The sequence below is a fragment of the Pseudomonas sp. TAA207 genome (genome assembly GCF_001529285.1).
Taxonomy (GTDB): Bacteria; Pseudomonadota; Gammaproteobacteria; order Pseudomonadales; family Pseudomonadaceae; genus Aquipseudomonas; species Aquipseudomonas weihenstephanensis.
This window is the reverse complement of record NZ_LLWJ01000072.1, coordinates 379,358-398,941: the sequence shown is the minus strand read 5'-3', so window position 1 is coordinate 398,941 and position 19,584 is coordinate 379,358. Positions and strand designations below refer to the sequence as shown.

Sequence of the window (19,584 nt, the reverse complement as noted above, 5' to 3'; positions counted from 1 at the left end):
GGGTCACACGTCCGACGCGCTTGTCGCGTCACGTCGCCATTATGCCGTTTATGCATAGGATAGTGTTTAAAGGCATTGGCCCAAAATAGACCGCAAGCCTAGGATTCGCAGCGTTCCGGCCTATACCGGGTCCTTATCGAGATGATTTCTATCATGTCCTCCGCTGCATCTTTCCGCACTGAAAAAGACCTGCTTGGCGTACTCGAAGTACCCGCTCAAGCGTATTACGGCATCCAGACCCTGCGAGCGGTGAATAACTTCCGTCTCTCCGGCGTTCCGATTTCGCATTACCCAAAGTTGGTTGTGGCCCTGGCCATGGTCAAGCAAGCCGCGGCAGATGCTAACCGCGAACTGGGCCACCTCAGTGCACCCAAGCACGCGGCGATCAGCGAAGCCTGTGCCCGTTTGGTGCGCGGCGATTTCCACGAAGAGTTCGTGGTGGACATGATCCAGGGCGGCGCTGGCACTTCAACCAACATGAATGCCAACGAAGTGATCGCCAACATCGCACTGGAGGCCATGGGCCACCAGAAAGGCGAGTACCAGTACCTGCACCCTAACAACGACGTCAACATGGCGCAGTCCACCAACGACGCCTACCCGACGGCCATCCGCCTGGGCTTGTTGCTGGGTCACGACGCGCTGCTGGCCAGCCTCGACAGCCTGATTCAGGCGTTCGCTGCCAAGGGCGTTGAGTTCAACCATGTATTGAAGATGGGCCGCACCCAATTGCAAGACGCCGTACCGATGACCTTGGGTCAAGAGTTCCGCGCCTTCGCCACCACCTTGGGTGAAGACCTGGCTCGCCTTAAAACACTGGCGCCAGAGTTGCTGACCGAAGTGAACCTGGGCGGCACGGCGATTGGGACCGGCATCAACGCCGACCCGCGCTATCAACTGCTGGCCGTCAACCGCCTGGCGACCATCAGCGGTCACCCGCTGGTGCCTGCGGCCGACTTGATCGAAGCCACGTCCGACATGGGTGCCTTCGTACTGTTCTCCGGCATGCTCAAGCGTACTGCGGTCAAACTGTCGAAGATTTGTAACGACCTGCGCCTGCTGTCCAGCGGCCCACGTACCGGCATCAACGAAATCAACCTGCCAGCGCGTCAGCCAGGCAGCTCGATCATGCCTGGCAAGGTCAACCCGGTTATCCCGGAAGCCGTTAACCAGGTGGCGTTCCAGATCATCGGTAACGACTTGGCACTGACCATTGCGGCCGAAGGTGGTCAACTGCAACTGAACGTGATGGAACCGCTGATCGCCTTCAAGATCTTCGACTCGATCCGCCTGCTGCAACGTGCAATGGACATGCTGCGCGAACACTGCATCGTCGGCATCACCGCCAACGAAGCGCGCTGCCGCGAGCTGGTCGAACACTCGATTGGTCTGGTGACGGCACTGAACCCGTACATCGGCTATGAAAACGCCACCCGCATCGCCCGTATCGCCCTTGAAAGCGGCCGCGGCGTGCTGGAACTGGTGCGCGAAGAAGGCTTGCTCGACGACGCCATGCTCGACGACATCCTGCGCCCGGAAAACATGATTGCTCCGCGTCTGGTGCCTTTAAAGGCCTGATGCTGTAACACGCTCACCAGGTCGAGGGACTAGACACCTCTCACCTTTTGAGGGCTTGCAGATGTATCTGCGGGCCCTTTTTTTTGCCTGCGATTTGGCGTTACTTACGTAACGGTTGCCGAAGGCGGCGTCCGCGGCGCATCCATCGCGATCACGCGCGCGTACAGGAATGACAGCGCCCTAAAAAGTGAATTTTCAGACGGCATGTATATGAAAAATCAATGGCTTATGCAGACGCTTCCACTGCGCCTAGGTATAGTGCCCGCCCTCTTGCCATGCATCGGCCCCGCTACAGCGGCCAGCGGCACTGCGCAAACAGCATCGTAAACCAAGCAGCAACATGGCCAGGGTCGCCTTGATCGCCTACGTTTATGCCCTGCACACACGGGTGTAACGCGATATTTCGATCTGGCCGTTTTGCCATCAGATAAAAACAGCGAGGAATAATCCATGCTTGAAGTCATCAATGACTTCCTCTCAGGGAAAGTGCTAATCGTGCTCATGGTCGGGCTCGGTGGCTACTTCACGATCCGCTCGCGTTTCGTTCAGTTTCGTTACTTCCTGCACATGTTTGCGGTGTTCAAAGACAGCCTGCGCAGCAGCGCTGGCCAACTCAGCTCCTTTCAAGCCCTGATGCTCAGCCTGGCGGGCCGTGTGGGTGCGGGCAACATTGCCGGCGTCGGCATTGCCGTAACCCTGGGTGGCCCCGGTGCCGTGTTCTGGATGTGGGTGACCGCACTGGTCGGCATGTCCAGCAGCCTCATCGAATGCACCCTTGGCCAGTTGTACAAGCGCCGCGACGCCGAAGGCCAGCTGCGTGGCGGCCCCTCCTTCTATATGAAGCACGGTCTGGGCAAAGCCTGGATGGGCAAGCTGATGGCCGTGTTGCTGCTGGTCACCTTTGGCTTCGCCTTCATGGGCCTGCAAGCCCACGCGGTGACGCACTCGCTGCAAGACGCCTTCGGTTTTGACGTGAACTACTCCGGTGTGGCCATTGCCGTGCTGTTGGGGCTGGTGTTTATCGGCGGTATCAAACGCATCGCCTCGGTCGCCGACTTGTTGGTGCCGGTCAAAACCCTGGCCTACATCGCCGTCACGGTGTACGTGATCGTGCTGCAATTTGACCAAGTCCCGGCCATGCTCGGCCACATCGTGAAAAGCGCCTTCGGCATGGACCCGGTGTTTGGCGGCCTGATCGGCAGCGCAATCGTGATGGGCGTTAAACGCGGCGTGTTCGCCAACGAAGCCGGTTTGGGCAGCGCCCCGAACGTGGCCGCCGTGGCGGATGTGGAACACCCGGTTGCTCAGGGCGTGGTTCAGGCATTCAGCGTGTTCCTCGACACTTTCGTCATCTGCACCTGTACGGCGCTGCTGATTCTGCTGTCCGGCTTTTACACTCCAGGCTTTGAAGGCGACGGCATTGCCCTGACCCAAAACTCCCTGGCCGCCGTGGTGGGCGAGTGGGGCCGCGTGTTCATCAGCGTGGCGCTGGCGTTATTCGTGTTCACCTCGATGCTCTACAACTACTACCTGGGCGAAAACAACCTGCGCTTTTTGATCGGTGAAAACCGCAAAGCACTCATCGGTTATCGCGCGCTGGTATTGGTGCTGATCGTGTGGGGCTCGATTGAAAACCTGCAAACCGTGTTCGCTTTTGCCGACATCACCATGACCCTGCTGGCGTTCGTGAACCTGATTGCCTTGGCCATGCTGTTCAAAATCTGCATGCGCGTGCTCAAGGACTACGACGACCAACGTCGTGCAGGGATCAAGACACCGGTGTTCGATTCCAGTAAATTCTCGGACCTGGATCTGGACGTGAAGGCCTGGCCGCCGACACCGGCCGCCAAGGTCGAAGACACAAAACGCTGACACTGACGCGGCGGTTCTGAACAGAACCGCCGCGTTTTTGCTTATGGGGACTTATCAATGACTGTTGCCACCTCCAACGCTGCCAAACGGGTCATGGTGCTCTACACCGGCGGCACTATCGGCATGCAAGCCAGTGCCAATGGCCTTGCGCCCGCCTCGGGGTTTGAAGCGCGCATGGGCGAGTACCTCGCCAGCCAACCTGACCTGAACGTGGTGCAGTGGTGCTTTCGCGAAATGAGCCCGCTGATCGACAGCGCCAACATGACGCCCGCCTACTGGCTGCGCCTGAGTGCGGCGATTATCGAAGCCATTGATCAGCAAGACTGCGATTCGGTATTGGTCCTGCATGGTACTGACACACTGGCCTACAGCGCTGCGGCGATGTGCTTTCAATTGATTGGCTTGCCAGCCCCTGTACTGTTCACCGGCTCCATGTTGCCTGCGGGCGTGCCGCACAGCGATGCCTGGGAGAACGTCAGCGGCGCATTGACAGCCCTTGCTCAAGGTCAGCCCAACGGTGTGCAGTTGTACTTCCACGGCACGCTGATGGCACCGACCCGTTGCGCCAAAGTGCGCAGCTTCGGGCGCAACCCGTTTGTGTCACTCCTGCGCAATGGCGGTGGGACAGCGGCCGACTACGTGCCGAGCGAGCTGCTCTACAACCGGCCCAAGCACCTTGCCAACGTGGGCGTGCTGCCGCTGGTGCCGGGCATCGGCGCAGCGCAGCTCGATGCGCTGCTCAACAGTGGCATCGAAGCCTTGGTGCTGGAATGTTTCGGCAGCGGCACCGGTCCCAGCGATGACCCCGCATTCCTGGCCAGCCTGCAACGGGCGCAGGAAAACGGCATCGTGATCGTCGCCATTACGCAATGCCACGAAGGCGGCGTGGAGCTGGACGTGTACGAAGCGGGCAGTCGCTTGCGTGACGCGGGGGTGTTGTCAGGGGGCGGCATGACCCGCGAAGCGGTGTTCGGCAAGCTGCACGCGTTGCTGGGCGCCGATTTGCCACTGGCCGAAGTGCGCCGTTTGGTTGAGCTGGATGTGTGTGGGGAGTTGGTTTAACCGACCTGCGTCATTCTCCCGTCGCAGCGACCCTTCCCCACCTCGGCACACAACTTGCTCGCTTACAGCACCTTCACGCTGGAAGCGAGCATGCTGCATTCCCATCTCACCACCCTGAACGCGGTGTCGCTGGTGCTCAGCACCTTCAAGGCCGAAGGCCTGCCCAGCGAAGCGCTGCTGGCAGGCAGCGGTATACGTGCCGCGGACTTGAGCCGTGCCGACACGCGCATCACCACCAATCAGGAAATGCGCGTGTGCGCCAACGCCGTGGCCATCCGCCGGGAAATCGGCCTGGAGCTGGGCCGGCGCATGCATGTTTCGTCCTACGGCATGCTGGGTTACGCCCTGCTCACCAGTGCCACCTTAGGTGACGCTTTGCGCCTGGCCTTACGCTACCCGGCGCTGCTGGGAACACTTTTTGAGCTGAGCCTGAGTCTCGAAGACGGCGCGGTGTGGTTCTGCGCTGCGGGCTATCGTGAAAACCCGCAGCTGGCGGTGTTCAACACCGAGTTGTGCCTGGCCTCGCTCAAGGTGATTTGCGAAGACCTGCTCGGCCGCCCATTGCCTCTTTTAGGCGCACGCTTTGCTCACCCCGCGCCGGACTATCACGCCCGCTACGCGGACAACTTCGATTGCCCGCACGCCTTCCAAGCCCCCGACAACGCCTTCGGCTTTGCCCTGCATTGGCTTGATATGCCGCTGCCCCTGGCTGATGCCGTGACCCATCAGGCAATGGCGGAGCGCTGCCGCAAACAAAACCTTGAGTTCACGGGGCGCCAGTCCTGGCTGGACCGCATCCGCCAACTGCTGGCAGCGCAGCTGCATGCCGCGCCGGGGCTTGAGGGCCTGGCGCAACAAATGAACTGCTCGCCCCGCACCTTGCGCCGGCACCTGCATGACATGGGGTGCAGCTATCAAATGCTGCTCGACGACCTGCGCTTTGAGCGCGCCAAGTTGCTGCTCAATGAAACCCAATGGCCGATTTACCGGATTGCCGACACCCTGGGGTTCAGCGAAACCGCGAGCTTTCGCCACGCCTTCGTGCGCTGGAGCGGCGTATCACCGAGCCAGTTCCGCGCTTGAACACCCTGCTTTTTACGATGTTTGCGCCGCCGAGCGTCGCCTTCGACCCCTGCGACGTGGAGCACGTTGATCCGCTCAGGGGCGAATTTCGGTCAATCATTTTGGCCATATCAATCCCCTTTTGGCCGCTCCTGCCGTTCTCTGAACCCCGCGACCCCGCAAGACTGTAGATCACCGATTACGCCTGCGGAGAATAAGAAAATGCTGACGATCTATTCAGACGATCACCACCTGCATCACGGCCGTTGTGAGCTGATGGACGGGCAACTCATGCCCTGCTTCGAAATGCCCTCGCGCGCCGACCACATCCTGCAACGGGTTAAAACCCGTGAGCTGGGCCCGGTACAAGCCCCCCGCGACTTTGGCCGCGACCCCATCGAACGCATTCACACGGCGGCGTATCTGGATTTCTTCCAGGGGGCGTGGGCGCGCTGGGCCGAACATGGCCGCGACGGCGACCTGTTGCCCTACACGTGGCCCGCTCGCACCTTACGTCCGATCATCCCGACCAGCCTGCACGGCCAGTTGGGTTACTACAGCTTTGACGGTGGCGCGCCGATTACGGCGGGCACATGGCAAGCGGCCTACAGCGCGGCGCAAGTAGCACTGACAGCACAAGCAGAAATTCAGCGCGGCGCTCACAGCGCTTTCGCCCTATGTCGCCCACCGGGCCATCACGCTGCCAGCGATTTAATGGGCGGTTATTGCTACCTCAACAATGCTGCCATCGCAGCTCAAGCCTTCCTCGATCAAGGCCGGCGCACGGTGGCCATTCTCGACGTGGACTACCACCACGGTAATGGCACGCAGTCGATTTTCTACGCGCGCAACGATGTGTTGTTCACCTCAATTCATGGCCACCCAGAGGCCGAGTTTCCGTTCTTTCTGGGTTACGAAGACGAGCGCGGTGAAGGGCCGGGAGAAGGTTTCAACTTCAACTACCCGCTGGCCGCAGGCTCCGCCTGGGACCGCTGGAGCGCCGCACTGGAGCAGGCATGCCTTGAGGTAGAGCGGTATAACGCCGATGTGCTGGTGATTTCACTGGGCGTCGACACCTTTAAAAATGACCCGATTTCCCAGTTCAAACTCGACAGCCCGGACTACGTGCGCATGGGCGAACGCATTGCGCGCCTGGGCAAGCCGACGCTGTTTGTGATGGAAGGCGGTTACGCGGTAGAAGAGATCGGCGTCAACGCCGTCAACGTGCTTGAAGGCTTCCTGAGCGCTCAATGAGGACATAACAACAATGAATACCCTGACGCGTTTCTTTACCCCGGTGCTCTGCGCCACCGCGCTGCTCAGCACCGCCGTACACGCCGAAGACCGCACCTTGCGCGTGTACAACTGGTTCGACTACATCACCCCACAAACCCTGGTGGATTTCAAAAAGGACACCCAGGTCAAACTCATCTACGACATTTTCGACACCAACGAAGCGCTGGAAGCCAAGCTGCTCACGGGAAACTCGGGGTATGACGTGGTGGTGCCGTCCAATGTGTTTCTGGCCAAGCAGATCGAAGCGGGGGTGTTCCAGCCGCTGGACCGCAGCAAACTCCCGAACTGGAACCACCTTGATCCCAAACTGATGAAGTTGATTGAAGCCAACGACCCCGGCAATCAATTCGCCGTGCCGTATATGTACGGCACGATTCTGATCGGGTTCAACCCGGACAAGGTCAAGGCCGCGCTGGGCGAGAACGCCCCCGTCGACAGTTGGGACCTGATTTTCAAAGAAGAGAACATCAGCAAACTCAAACAATGCGGCGTGGCGTTGCTGGACTCGCCCTCAGAAATATTGCCGCTGGCGCTGCAACATTTGGGGCTACCGCCCAACAGCAACAACCCCAAGGACTACGCCAAGGCTGAAGCCCTGCTGCTGAAAATTCGCCCATACGTGACCTACTTCCACTCCTCCAAATACATGGCCGACATCGCCAATGGCGACATTTGTGTGGCCGTCGGTTATTCGGGCAGTTTTTCGCAGGCGGCTAACCGCGCCAAAGAGGCTAAAAATGGTGTGACGGTCGACATGCGCTTACCCAAAGAAGGCGCGCCGATCTGGTTCGACATGCTGGCGATCCCTAAAGGGGCGAAAAATACCGAAGACGCCTACACCTTCATCAACTACTTGCTGCAACCCAAAGTGATTGCGCCGATCAGTGACTTTGTCGGCTACCCCAACCCCAACAAAGACGCCACAGAGCGAGTGGCCCCAAGCATTCGCAATAACCCGAACCTGTACCCCACCGAAGCGGCGATGGAAACGCTTTACACCCTCACACCGCTGCCGCGTGACGCCGAGCGAGCGCGCACACGGGCGTGGACCAAAATAAAATCGGGCACGTAATCCCTGCTCCGTAGTCACGGCCCAGGCGGAAAAAGGTCAGCGGTACTTTCGATAAACGGGTTGCTAAGCAACCCTTCGCAGCCTGCGAATGCGACTGCGCGTTGCTCATCTCCAGACCTTGCTCAACCGCGCTAACGCCGCGCGGATATCCGCCTCGGGCACACCCGCAAACCCCAGCACCAAACCGGCACGGTTATCCACAGGCTCGACCGAGTCGCGCAGCCAATAGCGGCTCAAACCGTTGATTTCTACCTGTGCCTGATGGGCCTGCGTCAGCAATATATGCTCGCGCTCAAGGCTGCTGACCGGCACGGTGACGTGCAAACCTGCCACGATGTCCGGTAATTCTCCTACGCCCTCAACTCCCTTTGGCCAATGCGCCAGCAAGGTATTACGCCGACTCAACGCGGCGCGCCGCATGCGCCGGATGTGACGCTGAAAATGCCCTGCGGCCATAAACTCGGCCATGACCGCCTGGGTGCTGACCTCCGAATGGCGCATGTCCAGCGAGCGACGCTGGGCGAAGGGTTCAATCAGAGCGTGGGGTAATACCAGATAACCGAGGCGTAACGCCGGAAAGGCGACCTTGCCAAACGTGCCGACGTAAATGACGCGCCCGGTACGGTCCAGCGCGGCCAATGGCGACAACGGCGCGCCGCTGTAACGGTATTCGCCATCGTAATCATCTTCGACAATCCAGCCTTGCGTGCGCTCAGCCCACGCCAGCAACTCAAGGCGTCGCGCCAGGCTCATGGTCACCCCCGACGGGTACTGATGGGACGGTGTCACGTAGGCCAATCGGCAAGTCGGCAGGCCTGCTAAAGCATCACACTTCATGCCTTCCTGATCGACCGGCACCCCCAGCACTTGAGCACCCGCAATTGCGAACGCTTGGGCTGCCGCGTGGTAGCCGGGGTTTTCCACCGCCACGCCCTCACCCAGCTCCACCAGCAACTGTGCACAAAGGCTAATTCCTTGCTGCGCGCCGCAGGTGATCAAAATTTGTTCAGCAGAGCAGGATAAACCCCGCGATGTACGTAAATACGCGGCAATGAGCCCGCGCAGACGCTCATCCCCGGCCGGGTCGCCGTAACACAGTTGCTGCAAATCCGGCTTACGCCAAAAAGCGGCTTGCAGCTTGCTCCAGACCTCAAACGGGAACAAATCAAAAGCCGGAATGCCCACCCGAAAAGCGCGCGGCGGCCCGCTGGGAGGCAGGTCCAGAGAGTGTCTTGAGACCTTGTGCAGCGCTGTGCTGTGGATAACTTTACTGGACGTAATTACAGGTAAAAAAGGCGATTTTGTGGATAAACCTGTGGGTAACCCTGTTGAAAACCCTGTGGACAAGTTGGTGGACAACTTTTTTGGCGCCTGCGCTTTTTGGGGTAATTGCACGACGTAGGTGCCATTTCCAATCCGGCCTTCTATAAAGCCTTCGGCGTACAGCTGATCGTAGGCGCGCACCACGCTATTGCGCGAAATACCCAGCGCTGCCGCTAAGTCACGGCTGGCCGGCAAACGCGCGCCACCACTCAATCGACCGTCCAGTACCCGCTCGCGTAACGCCTGATACAACTGACGGCTCAATCCTTTTTTAGGATCAAGCTCGATACCCGCAGGGTTGAAAGCGATAGGCAAGGCTGAATCAGGCATGCATTGGACCTACGAAATGGGTCGTTAATGGCTCTTACAACGAGCCAATAGCCTGCCTAGGATGCAGGCATTCGCCAAGAACATTCTCTGTAGGTGCGAAGTCCAGACCTCTTGAATCGCTAAGGAATAGCTTCATGACCGCCAACATCCAGATCAAACCCGCCACTGACGCCGACCACGATGTGTGGATGCCACTCTGGCAGGCGTACCTTACGTTTTACAAAACCGAGTTGCCCGCCGACGTCAGCCAATCCACCTGGCAACGTTTCATGGACCCGGCCGAACCCACTCATCTGGCCCTTGCCTGGCAAGACGATGAAGCGGTGGGCATGGTGCAGACCGTTATTCATCGCTCTAACTGGAGCATTGGCAACTCGTGCTACCTGCAAGACTTGTACGTAAGCCCGCACTTGCGTGGCACCGGGGTCGGTCGCCAATTGATCGAACACGTCTATGCGCAGGCGCGCGCGCTGGAGTGCGCCAAAGTGCATTGGTTGACCCAAGAAACCAATGCCACGGCCATTCGGTTGTATGAACGTATTGCGGATCGCCCTGGCTTCATCCAATTTCGTAAAGCCTTGTCATAAATAAGGAGCACGCCATGTCCGAATCTCTACAACACTGGCAACCGGCCACAATCCCGGATAACCGAACACTTGAAGGGCTATATATACGTCTGGAAAAACTCGATCCAGCCCGGCATGGCGACGATTTATGGCTAGCCTTACAGGGACCCGAGAGCGATCCCAAGCTGTGGGATTACTTGCCTTACGGCCCTTTCCCGGAACGCAGTGCCTTTGATGCCTGGCTTGAAAAAAATGCCGCCAGCGCCGACCCGCATTTCTATGCCGTAATCGACAGTGCCAACGATCAGGCACAGGGCCTGCTTAGCCTGATGTGCATCGTGCCGGAACACGGGCGTATCGAAATTGGCCATGTGGCATTTGGTGCACCGATGCAACGCTCGCCCAAAAGCACCGAAGCCGTCTACCTGCTAGCCAAAGAAGCCTTTGCACTGGGCAATCGTCGCCTGGAATGGAAGTGCAACAATGACAACGCCCGCTCCAAACGTACAGCAGTACGATTGGGGTACACATTCGAAGGCGTATTTCGCCAGCATATGGTGGTAAAAGGCAAGAATAGGGATACTACGTGGTACAGCATAATCAGTACGCAATGGTCACCTGTTGCGGCAGGCTTCGAAAAATGGCTGGCACTGGATAACCAGCCAAAAAGCGGCCAAATCAAGTCTCTGGAAGAATGCAGGGCATCTGCTGTATAAAAAATGATCAGTACGCCCAGCAAGGACTGTTGGGCGTTTTTGGAGCTTAGGCGCAGCTAGAAATTGCGAGACAGCCGAACCACACCCATTTGCAGACCAAAGGGTTTGAACACGGCATTCAGGGACTTGAGCGTGGGATTGCCTTCGTCGTGTTCGATTTGAATCAATGTGCGCACCGAAATTTTGCACATTCGGGCAAATTGGGTTTGCTGCAATTGTGTGACTTCTACCCGCAGCCGCTTAACGGCGGCGCCCAAGGTAATTTTCCCCTGAGCCAAATCAGCCTCAATGGCCTCGATTCTCAGGCTTCGCGCATCAATCGAAATCGTCATTTCAAACCCCATTCGCGCAAATGATGATCAAGATGCTTGAGCGCAATTTGCGGGTGGTCCATCGTCACGCGCGGCAACCCCAGCGCATCGGGTTTTTCCCGCCCTATTTGCTTGATCAGGATTTTTTTTGCGGCCCCGGCTGGCGCAATGTCATGCAAGAAAGCTGGCGCTTTTCTCAAGTGCTGCGCATCCCACCCCAGAGGTACACGAGCACTGACTGACGCTATGAAGGGGCTGTCGACGGACTCCAGGTTTTGCAGCAGATAATCCTGCTTGTAACCAAAACGGCACGGCCCATCGAGCTCTTTCTCCGGCTCAGGAAAAACCAAGGTCATCGCGTCTTGCCATTGGCCAGCACTGTAGAGCTGTAAGGTCAGCTGAAACATTTTCTCACCTGCAATTTAATGCACATAAAACTCGAAAAAGCCTGTAATGACTGCAATATAGTGCACTTGCGGATCTTTATCCTGCCTCAACCTGCATTTAAATACAGAATAAAGAACTTACCTTGAGTGATATCTGCATTAACGTGCAGATTGAAAATTGCACGCAAAAAAAAGGGGAGCACATGCTCCCCCGAGGTTTAAAGCGTTTGGATCAACGGCGCATCAGGCTTCGATTTCGATCAGGATTTCGCCCGGGTTGACGCGATCGCCTTTGATCACATGGATGGTTACCACTTTGCCTGCAATCGCGGCCTGCACTTCGGTTTCCATTTTCATGGCTTCGGTGATGAGTACCGATTGGCCGGCTTTGACCGTGTCGCCCACGGCCACCAGTACGTCGACAATGTTGCCCGGCATGGCGGTGCTGACGTGACCAGGTTCGCTGGCTTGCTTGCGCTTGCTGGAAGCGCCACCGACAAACTCATTGAGCGGCTCGAACACCACTTCTTCGGGCATGCCGTCGATTGACAGGTAGAAGTGACGTTTGCCTTCAGCTTTAACGCCTACACCAGTGATGTCTACGCGGTAGCTCTCGCCGTGCACGTCAATTACAAATTCAGTCGGTACACCCTCGCCGCCCGCCTTGCTGACACCGCCCGCTTCCGGGATCGGCAACAGCACTTCAGGCAAGAGCGTGCCCGCAGCACGCTCTTCAAGGAATTTACGCCCGATGTCCGGGAACATGGCGTAGGTCAGCACATCTTCTTCGGACGTGGCCAATGCACCAATCTCACCGCGCAGCTTGACCATTTCGGGCTTGAGCAGGTCAGCCGGACGGACGTCGATCAGTTCTTCGTTGCCGATGGCCTGACGACGCAGTTTTTCATTCACCACGCCCGGCGCCTTGCCGTAGCCGCCTTGCAGATAGAGCTTCACTTCGTTGGTGATGGTTTTGTAGCGCTCGCCCGCCAGTACGTTGAAGAACGCCTGAGTGCCTACGATTTGCGAGGTCGGCGTTACCAGCGGCGGGTAGCCGAGGTCTTCGCGCACACGCGGGATTTCGGCCAGCACTTCGCTCATGCGGTTCAGCGCGCCCTGCTCTTTGAGCTGGTTGGCCAGGTTGGAAATCATGCCGCCCGGTACTTGGTTAACTTGCACGCGAGTGTCGACGGCGGTGAATTCGCTTTCAAACTGGTGGTACTTCTTACGCACGGCGTAAAAGTACAAACCGATTTCCTGCAACAGTGCCAGGTCGAGGCCGGTGTCGTACTCGCTGCCTTTAAGGGCGGCCACCATCGACTCGGTGCCTGGGTGGCTGGTGCCCCACGCAAAGCTGGAGATCGCGGTGTCGATGTGGTCTGCGCCGTTTTCGATCGCTTTGAGCTGGCACATGGCAGCCAGACCAGCAGTGTCGTGAGAGTGGATAAAGATCGGCAGGCTGATTTCAGCCTTCAGCGCTTTGACCAGATCGCCCGTGGCGAAAGGGGTCAGCAGGCCAGCCATGTCTTTGATTGCCACCGAGTCGCAACCCATCGCCTCCATTTGTTTGGCCTGCGCCACAAACGCTTCGGTGGTGTGCACCGGGCTGGTGGTGTAGGCGATGGTGCCCTGAGCGTGCTTGCCGGCCGCTTTGACCGCCTCGATGGCGACGCGCAGGTTACGCACGTCGTTCATGGCGTCGAAGATGCGGAACACGTCGATGCCATTGACCGCCGCCTTGGCGACGAAGGCTTTGACCACGTCGTCGCTGTAGTGGCGGTAGCCGAGCAGGTTCTGGCCACGCAACAACATTTGCAGGCGGGTAGTGGGCAAGGCCGCACGCAACTGACGCAGGCGCTCCCACGGATCTTCTTTAAGGAAGCGCACGCAGGCGTCAAAGGTCGCGCCGCCCCAGACTTCCAGCGACCAATAGCCCACTTTGTCGAGCTTGTCGCAGATGGGCAGCATGTCTTCGGTGCGCATGCGGGTGGCCAGCAGCGACTGGTGGGCGTCACGCAGGATGGTGTCGGTTACAAAAATCTTTTTGCTCATTATTCTTTTCCTCACAGGCCTGCGTGGGCAGCGATGGCGGCAGCAATGGCCAGTGCCAGCTCTTCGGGTTTGCGCTTGATCGAGTAGTTGGTCAGTTCAGGATGGCTTTCTACGAAGCTGGTGTTGAACTGGCCACTGCGAAATTCCGGGTTACGCAGAATTTCCTGGTAGTAGGCGGCGGTGGTTTTGACCCCTTGCAGACGCATGTCGTCGAGGGCGCGCAAACCACGGTCCATCGCCTCTTCCCACGTCAGCGCCCACACCACCAGTTTCAGACACATGGAGTCGTAATACGGCGGGATGGTGTAGCCGGTGTAGATCGCCGTGTCGGTGCGCACGCCGGGGCCGCCGGGGGCGTAGTAACGGGTGATCTTGCCGAAGCTGGGCAGAAAGTTGTTTTTCGGGTCTTCGGCGTTGATCCGAAATTGCAGGGCAAAGCCGCGGTGCTGAATGTCTTCTTGCTTGATCGACAGCGGTAAACCGGAAGCGATACGGATTTGCTCGCGAACGATGTCGATGCCGGTGATTTCTTCGGTGATGGTGTGCTCCACCTGCACCCGCGTGTTCATCTCCATGAAGTACACCTCGCCTTCAGCGAGCAGAAACTCCACGGTGCCCGCATTCTCGTAGCCCACGGCCTTGGCGGCGCGCACGGACAGGTCGCCGATGTAGGCGCGCTGCTCCGGGGTCAACTGAGGGCTGGGGGCAATTTCGATGAGCTTTTGGTTGCGGCGCTGAATCGAGCAGTCGCGCTCGAACAGATGGACGACGTTGCCAAAGCTGTCACCGAGAATTTGCGCCTCGATGTGCTTGGGATTGACGATGCATTTTTCGAGAAACACTTCAGCCGAGCCAAAGGCTTTGGTGGCTTCGGAGATCACCCGCGGAAACGCTTGCTCCAGCTCTTCGCGGCTGTTGCAGCGACGAATCCCGCGGCCGCCGCCGCCCGAGGTGGCTTTGAGCATGACCGGGTAGCCGATGCGCTCACCTTCAAGCAACGCCTCGTGAATATCCGCCACGTTGCCCTCAGTACCCGGCGTGACCGGCACACCGGCTTTGATCATGCTGCGGCGGGCTTCAGTTTTATCGCCCATGCGCCGAATGACTTCGGCAGCCGGGCCGATGAATTTGATACCGCGCTCGGCGCAGATGTCAGCCAATTCGGCATTTTCTGACAGGAAACCGTAACCGGGGTGCAAGGCATCGCAGCCGGTTTCTACCGCCAGGTTGACCAGTTTGCGTGGGTTCAGATAACCGGCGAGCGGGTCTTCGCCAATGCTGTGTGCTTCGTCGGCGCGCTTGACGTGCAAGGCATGCCGGTCAGCATCGGAATAGACCGCTACAGAGCGAATGCCCATCTCGGCGCAGGCACGCACGATTCGGACGGCAATTTCTCCGCGGTTGGCGATCAGGATCTTTTTTATCACTTGGATTTTCCCTAAAGCCCATGGAACAAACGACCTGCTAGACCAGGTCGGCACGTGTCCAAATGTGTCTGAACCGTTGTGTCGTCACACTAGACCCACGCATTGATAAACAAAAATCAATAATTCTTGGGTCGTGCATAAGTAACAACTTATAGTCAGATCACTTGTCGCTTCGGATAATTTTATAAAAATGCGTAAGTCATTGATGCGTATCACTTTTAGGCAGCTTCAGGTATTCAATGAAGTGTGTGATTTACGCTCTTACAGCCGTGCAGCAGAAGAAATGTCGCTGACGCAACCCGCCGTAAGTCTACAAATTCGCCAGCTTGAAGAACTGGTTGGGCAGCCTTTATTCGATTACGTCGGCAAAAAGCTGTACATGACCGAGGCCGCTGAAGCGCTTCAGCGGGCCAGTCGCGATATTTTTGACCGACTGGAAAACCTTGATATGCAGCTGTCCGACCTGCTCGGTTCGCTACAAGGGCAGCTGAAATTGGCCGTGGAGTCGAGTGCGAAATATTTTGTGCCGCATCTTTTTGCGGCGTTCAAGCGCCTGCACCCCGAAGTCAATTTGCAACTCACGGTGGTCAATCGGGCACAAGCGGTGCGCAGACTTTCAGACAACCGCGACGATCTGGTGATCATGTCGATGGTGCCGCTGGACATGGGTCTGGAATTTTTGCCGTTTTTGAATAACCCGATCATTGCTGTTGCGCCGCCCGATCACCCCTTGGGCCAGCGCGAAACCTTACAACTTCAAGAGCTGGAACCCTTCACGCTGCTGATGCGCGAGCAAGGGTCTGGCACGCGCAGGGCGTGCGAAGAATATTTCAAAGAGAAACGCGTGCACTTCAAACACACGCTGGAGGTGGCCTCGACCGATGCTCAGCGTGAATGTGCGGTGGCGGGGTTGGGCGTGGCGCTGTTGACGCGCCACGCTGTCAGCCTGGAGCTGGCGACCGGCTTGCTGCGTGAGCTGCCGGTCGAAGAATTGCCGCTGTATCGCAGTTGGTGCGTGGTGCAGGCAAAAGCCAAACGCCTGTCACCGGTGGCGCATGCGTTCGTAGGCTTTATTCGCAGCGAGCGTCAGCAAATCAGCGCGCTGGTTGAGCGCTTCGACGGCCATTTACCGGTGGCGCTTGCCAGTAATTGATGGCGCCGAGGTCGGGGTAGTCGGCCGTTTCAAGGCGCAATAAGCGCTGGTCCGTATGGTCTTCAATCGCGCGCCGGAAGGCCATGCGGCGCTGGTCTTCCTGTTGACGACGGGTTTTGACGGCGCTGTTGCGTTCTTCGTAAGGCTGGGCCATTTCGAGTCTCCCAAGGCGTGTACGGGAGCTTTACGATGGACTTTGTTTGTGACAATTGAGCGAAGCCCCAATGACAAAAGAATGAACCCGGTACGACCTCTGTAGGCGCTGGCGAAGGCTGCGATTGTTTACGATCAAAAAATCGCCGCCTGCGAGGTATTTAGGCGGGGTTAATCGTCGTGGTTTTTCAGCGATTTTGGCGACAGGCGCAAACTGCGCAGGCTGCGTTTGACGCTCTTGAGGTGGTTGACCAGGCTCGGGCCACGGGCCATTGCCACGCCCATTGCCAGCACGTCGATCACCACCAGGTGGGCGATGCGCGAGGTCAATGGCGTATAGATTTCGGTGTCTTCGTGAACATCGATGGCCAGGTTCACGGTGGCCAACTCTGCCAATGGCGTTTGGCTGGGGCATAACGTGATCAATGTTGCGCCGCTTTCACGCACCAAATTGGCGGTAATCAGCAAGTCTTTGGAGCGACCTGACTGCGAGATGCAGATGGCCACGTCGGTGGGCTTCAAGGTCACGGCCGACATCGCCTGCATGTGCGGGTCGGAATAGGCCGCTGCCGTTAGCAACAAACGGAAAAACTTGTGCTGCGCATCGGCCGCCACGGCACCCGAGGCACCAAAGCCATAAAACTCGACACGCTGAGCCTGAGACATGGCGGTCACGGCACGCTGCAACGCCACAGGGTCGAGCTTTTCACGCACGTCCATCAGGGTGTGCAGCGTGGTGTCGAAAATTTTGAGGCTGTAGTCAGCGACAGAGTCGTCTTCATGGATGGCGAACTGACCAAAACTGGCACCCGCCGCCAGGCTTTGCGCCAGCTTGAGTTTCAGGTCTTGAAACCCGGTACACCCAATCGCCCGGCAAAAGCGCACGATGGTGGGCTCACTGATACCGACGTTATGGGCAAGGTCGGCCATGGAACTGTGCATTACAGCCGCAGGATCAAGCAGCACGTGATCGGCGACCTTGAGTTCCGATTTACGTAACAAGTGGCGTGACTGGGCGATATGTTGCAGCAAGTTCAAAGGGCAGGACTCGGTCTGAAAAGGTGAGGTACCAGAGATGTAGCAATCTTGTAGTTATACTACAAGAATTCGATTTCTGCCCAACCAATACGTCGCGTACACCTGCGTTTTACCCCCAATACAGGCTACCAAAGCTCTATGTAGCCCTTTTTAGCACTACAAAAAGACTACATTGCTGCGTAATAAATCACCTAAAGCTGAAGGATTAATGGGGCGACTGATCAAATATCCCTGCACCTCGTCGCACTGCTGCGCCTTGAGAAACGCCAGCTGCACGTCGTCTTCCACGCCTTCGGCTACAACCTTTAAATCCAGGCTGTGGGCCATCGCGATAATCGCTTTGGTAATCGCCTCATCCTCGACCGAGCGGCCGACACCGCGAATAAATGTTTGATCGATTTTTACGTAATCCACAGCAAACCGTTTGAGGTAACTGAGGGACGAATACCCCGTGCCAAAGTCATCAATCGCCAGTTTTACCCCCAACTCGTGGAGTTGCTGGAAAGTCGCAACAATGGAATCAACACTGTCCAGCAACTGGCTTTCAGTGAGTTCCAGCTCCAGGCAATGAGGCGCCAGCCCGCTCTCTTCCAGCACTTGACGCACCAAACTGACCAACTTGCCCTGACGCAATTGATGCACTGACAAATTGACCGATACCCGTATCGGCGCCAGCCCTTCGCGTTGCCACTCACACGCCTGATGACACGCCTGGCGCAGTACAAACTCGCCAATGGCACCAATCAGGCCGGTCTCTTCGGCCAAACCAATAAAATCACTCGGGGGCACGCTGCCCAGTTGTGGATGATCCCAGCGCACCAACGCCTCCGCCGCGTGCAAACGCCCTGTGGTCAGGCACAGCTTGGGTTGGTAGAAGACTTTGAGTTGCTGGTCGGCAATTGCCTTGCGCAGTTGGTTTTCCAGCTGCAAGCGTTCAAGGGTACTGTCTTGCAGGCTATGACTGAAAAACTGAAACGTGCCGCCGCCCAAGTGTTTGGCTTGCTGCATGGCTTTGTTGGACTGGCTGACCAGCGTGGCGATGTCCCGTGCGCTGTCAGGCAACAAGCTGATACCCATTGATGCGCTGATGACCAGTTCATGCCCGTCAATCACCAATGGCCGGCTTATTTTGGCCAATAGCCGGGTCGCCACACGCGCCAGACTCGTCAGGCTGCCGTACGCATCGAACAACACAGCGAATTCATCACCTGAGAGCCGCGCAATGGTGTCTGCCTCCGGCAGTGCTTTGGTCAGGCGTCGAGCGACTTTATGCAGCACTTGGTCAGCCAGTTCGGGACTCAGGCTGTCATTGAGCAGCTTGAAACGATCAAGGTTGATGTAGAGCAGCGCAAGGTTGCGGGCACCTTGGCGCACACGCTGATTGGCTTCTTCCAGCCGCTCTTTGAACAACAGGCGATTGGCCAGCCCTGTGAGTTCATCAAAATGCGTCAGATGGCGCACCCGGGCTTCAGAAATACGCCGCGCTGACAGGTCGCTGACAAAGGCCACGATGTGGCTGATACGCCCGTCATCATTACGCACGACTTTAAGTTGCAGCCATTGCGGGTAAAGCTCACCGCTTTTGCGCGTTTCGACCAACTCGCCCTGCCAGTGGTCGTGCTCATCCAGCACCGGCTGGATCATTGGAAAGTGACGGCGGGCATCACGACTGCATGCCAGTTCGTTCACACGCCGCCCGACCAGCTCTTCGACGGCGTAACCACTGATGCGACAAAACGCCTGATTGGCCGCCAACATCCGGTAATCGGGGTCGAGGATCACAATGCCTTCGCTGGCCGCTTCAAACACGGTGGCCGCCAAACGCCGTTGCTCAACCTCGCACGACGCCGGTGCAGTGCGCTGCACGTTGTGCCCCTGAGCCTGCTGCAACACTTCAGGCCATACAGGAGGTGCCAAGCGCCCTCCTTGGCGGCGCTGACTGGCTCGCCAGCCGACAACGCCCAGCAGCGCCAAAAAAAAACCGAGCCCGGTGCCCAATGCCACACCCGACGCGCTAAAACTCTGAATCATCGGCAATATTCTTATCAGTGGATGAGCCAAAAAATGTTGCCCGAGCATACACAAGCCAGGCCCGTGACCAAACTGAGACACGTCATTAAACAGACGAAACAAGACCCTGTAATTGAAGTGCGCACCTGCGGTTCTTTTAAAACACTCACCGCAGCG

General features: G+C 57.8%; 16 protein-coding genes and 1 pseudogene. 9 read left to right on the top strand and 8 right to left on the bottom strand.

All coding sequences use genetic code 11. From position 1 onward, the window contains the following. The first annotated feature begins 153 nt into the window (after positions 1 to 153). The 6 genes from aspA to AP059_RS21535 all read left to right on the top strand — a co-directional run bounded on the left by aspA (position 154) and on the right by AP059_RS21535 (position 7,942). Entirely contained in the window at positions 154 to 1,578 is a 1,425-nt protein-coding gene (aspA, locus tag AP059_RS21560; RefSeq protein ID WP_048363729.1) for an aspartate ammonia-lyase, read from the top strand. Positions 1,579 to 2,028: 450 nt separating this feature from the next. Beyond that, entirely contained in the window at positions 2,029 to 3,450 is a 1,422-nt protein-coding gene (locus AP059_RS21555; RefSeq protein ID WP_048363731.1) for an alanine/glycine:cation symporter family protein, read from the top strand. A 57-nt stretch (positions 3,451 to 3,507) separates the two neighbouring features. After that, positions 3,508 to 4,512, top strand: coding sequence for an asparaginase (locus tag AP059_RS21550; RefSeq protein ID WP_059766152.1), 1,005 nt, complete (start codon positions 3,508 to 3,510; stop codon positions 4,510 to 4,512). 90 nt (positions 4,513 to 4,602) lie between these two features. After that, positions 4,603 to 5,595 carry an AraC family transcriptional regulator gene (locus tag AP059_RS21545; protein ID WP_059766149.1) on the top strand — a complete coding sequence of 331 codons (993 nt, stop codon included), beginning with the start codon at positions 4,603 to 4,605 and terminating at the stop codon, positions 5,593 to 5,595. A gap of 201 nt (positions 5,596 to 5,796) precedes the next feature. Continuing rightward, positions 5,797 to 6,828 carry a histone deacetylase family protein gene (locus AP059_RS21540; protein ID WP_059766147.1) on the top strand — a complete coding sequence of 344 codons (1,032 nt, stop codon included), beginning with the start codon at positions 5,797 to 5,799 and terminating at the stop codon, positions 6,826 to 6,828. Between the two features lie 13 nt (positions 6,829 to 6,841). Next, positions 6,842 to 7,942, top strand: a complete 1,101-nt coding sequence (locus tag AP059_RS21535) for a polyamine ABC transporter substrate-binding protein (protein ID WP_059766144.1) — start codon at positions 6,842 to 6,844, stop codon at positions 7,940 to 7,942. Between the two features lie 105 nt (positions 7,943 to 8,047). On the opposite strand, the gene pdxR is transcribed toward AP059_RS21535, so the two are convergent. Beyond that, positions 8,048 to 9,595, bottom strand: a complete 1,548-nt coding sequence (pdxR, locus tag AP059_RS21530) for a MocR-like pyridoxine biosynthesis transcription factor PdxR (RefSeq protein WP_059766141.1) — start codon at positions 9,593 to 9,595, stop codon at positions 8,048 to 8,050. Between the two features lie 134 nt (positions 9,596 to 9,729). Here pdxR and AP059_RS21525 point away from each other — a divergent pair, with 134 nt between their 5' ends. Next, positions 9,730 to 10,182 carry a GNAT family N-acetyltransferase gene (locus tag AP059_RS21525; protein WP_059766139.1) on the top strand — a complete coding sequence of 151 codons (453 nt, stop codon included), beginning with the start codon at positions 9,730 to 9,732 and terminating at the stop codon, positions 10,180 to 10,182. Between the two features lie 14 nt (positions 10,183 to 10,196). Continuing rightward, complete coding sequence (locus tag AP059_RS21520; protein WP_059766137.1) at positions 10,197 to 10,877, top strand: GNAT family N-acetyltransferase; 681 nt, start codon at positions 10,197 to 10,199, stop codon at positions 10,875 to 10,877. 56 nt (positions 10,878 to 10,933) lie between these two features. Here the strand turns inward: AP059_RS21520 and AP059_RS21515 are convergent, their stop codons facing one another. From AP059_RS21515 to AP059_RS21500, 4 genes are all read right to left on the bottom strand, one after another. Then, entirely contained in the window at positions 10,934 to 11,209 is a 276-nt protein-coding gene (locus AP059_RS21515) for a helix-turn-helix domain-containing protein (protein ID WP_059766135.1), read from the bottom strand. Beyond that, complete coding sequence (locus AP059_RS21510; protein WP_059766133.1) at positions 11,206 to 11,595, bottom strand: hypothetical protein; 390 nt, start codon at positions 11,593 to 11,595, stop codon at positions 11,206 to 11,208. The genes AP059_RS21515 and AP059_RS21510 overlap by 4 nt, the downstream gene beginning before the upstream one ends. Positions 11,596 to 11,817: 222 nt before the next feature. Next, a complete protein-coding gene (oadA, locus tag AP059_RS21505; protein ID WP_059766131.1) occupies positions 11,818 to 13,626 on the bottom strand; it encodes a sodium-extruding oxaloacetate decarboxylase subunit alpha in 1,809 nt (602 codons plus the stop codon). Positions 13,627 to 13,637: 11 nt separating this feature from the next. After that, entirely contained in the window at positions 13,638 to 15,053 is a 1,416-nt protein-coding gene (locus AP059_RS21500) for an acetyl-CoA carboxylase biotin carboxylase subunit (RefSeq protein WP_019412168.1), read from the bottom strand. A gap of 190 nt (positions 15,054 to 15,243) precedes the next feature. On the opposite strand from AP059_RS21500, the gene AP059_RS21495 reads away from it, so the two are divergent. Further along, positions 15,244 to 16,206, top strand: coding sequence for a LysR family transcriptional regulator (locus AP059_RS21495; protein WP_059766129.1), 963 nt, complete (start codon positions 15,244 to 15,246; stop codon positions 16,204 to 16,206). On the opposite strand, the gene AP059_RS21490 is transcribed toward AP059_RS21495, so the two are convergent. The 3 genes and pseudogenes from AP059_RS21490 to AP059_RS21480 all read right to left on the bottom strand — a co-directional run. Beyond that, positions 16,148 to 16,360, bottom strand: a complete 213-nt coding sequence (locus AP059_RS21490) for a PA3496 family putative envelope integrity protein (protein ID WP_059766127.1) — start codon at positions 16,358 to 16,360, stop codon at positions 16,148 to 16,150. The two genes, AP059_RS21495 and AP059_RS21490, sit on opposite strands and share 59 nt — an antisense overlap. A gap of 170 nt (positions 16,361 to 16,530) precedes the next feature. Beyond that, the gene (hexR, locus tag AP059_RS21485) at positions 16,531 to 17,397 is read right to left on the bottom strand and encodes a transcriptional regulator HexR (protein WP_059766125.1); all 867 of its coding nucleotides are present in this window, start codon (positions 17,395 to 17,397) and stop codon (positions 16,531 to 16,533) included. A gap of 156 nt (positions 17,398 to 17,553) precedes the next feature. Further along, positions 17,554 to 19,230, bottom strand: a pseudogene (locus tag AP059_RS21480) (putative bifunctional diguanylate cyclase/phosphodiesterase); the annotation flags it as partial. Positions 19,231 to 19,584: the final 354 nt, after the last annotated feature.

Excerpts from the sequence above, each read along its gene's own strand:
- aspA (WP_048363729.1), top strand. The coding sequence starts at position 154 with ATGTCCTCCGCTGCATCTTTCCGCACTGAAAAAGACCTGCTTGGCGTA.
- AP059_RS21555 (WP_048363731.1), top strand. The coding sequence starts at position 2,029 with ATGCTTGAAGTCATCAATGACTTCCTCTCAGGGAAAGTGCTAATCGTG.
- AP059_RS21550 (WP_059766152.1), top strand. The coding sequence starts at position 3,508 with ATGACTGTTGCCACCTCCAACGCTGCCAAACGGGTCATGGTGCTCTAC.
- AP059_RS21545 (WP_059766149.1), top strand. The coding sequence starts at position 4,603 with ATGCTGCATTCCCATCTCACCACCCTGAACGCGGTGTCGCTGGTGCTC.
- AP059_RS21540 (WP_059766147.1), top strand. The coding sequence starts at position 5,797 with ATGCTGACGATCTATTCAGACGATCACCACCTGCATCACGGCCGTTGT.
- AP059_RS21535 (WP_059766144.1), top strand. The coding sequence starts at position 6,842 with ATGAATACCCTGACGCGTTTCTTTACCCCGGTGCTCTGCGCCACCGCG.
- pdxR (WP_059766141.1), bottom strand. The coding sequence starts at position 9,595 with ATGCCTGATTCAGCCTTGCCTATCGCTTTCAACCCTGCGGGTATCGAG.
- AP059_RS21525 (WP_059766139.1), top strand. The coding sequence starts at position 9,730 with ATGACCGCCAACATCCAGATCAAACCCGCCACTGACGCCGACCACGAT.
- AP059_RS21520 (WP_059766137.1), top strand. The coding sequence starts at position 10,197 with ATGTCCGAATCTCTACAACACTGGCAACCGGCCACAATCCCGGATAAC.
- AP059_RS21515 (WP_059766135.1), bottom strand. The coding sequence starts at position 11,209 with ATGACGATTTCGATTGATGCGCGAAGCCTGAGAATCGAGGCCATTGAG.
- AP059_RS21510 (WP_059766133.1), bottom strand. The coding sequence starts at position 11,595 with ATGTTTCAGCTGACCTTACAGCTCTACAGTGCTGGCCAATGGCAAGAC.
- oadA (WP_059766131.1), bottom strand. The coding sequence starts at position 13,626 with ATGAGCAAAAAGATTTTTGTAACCGACACCATCCTGCGTGACGCCCAC.
- AP059_RS21495 (WP_059766129.1), top strand. The coding sequence starts at position 15,244 with ATGCGTAAGTCATTGATGCGTATCACTTTTAGGCAGCTTCAGGTATTC.
- AP059_RS21490 (WP_059766127.1), bottom strand. The coding sequence starts at position 16,360 with ATGGCCCAGCCTTACGAAGAACGCAACAGCGCCGTCAAAACCCGTCGT.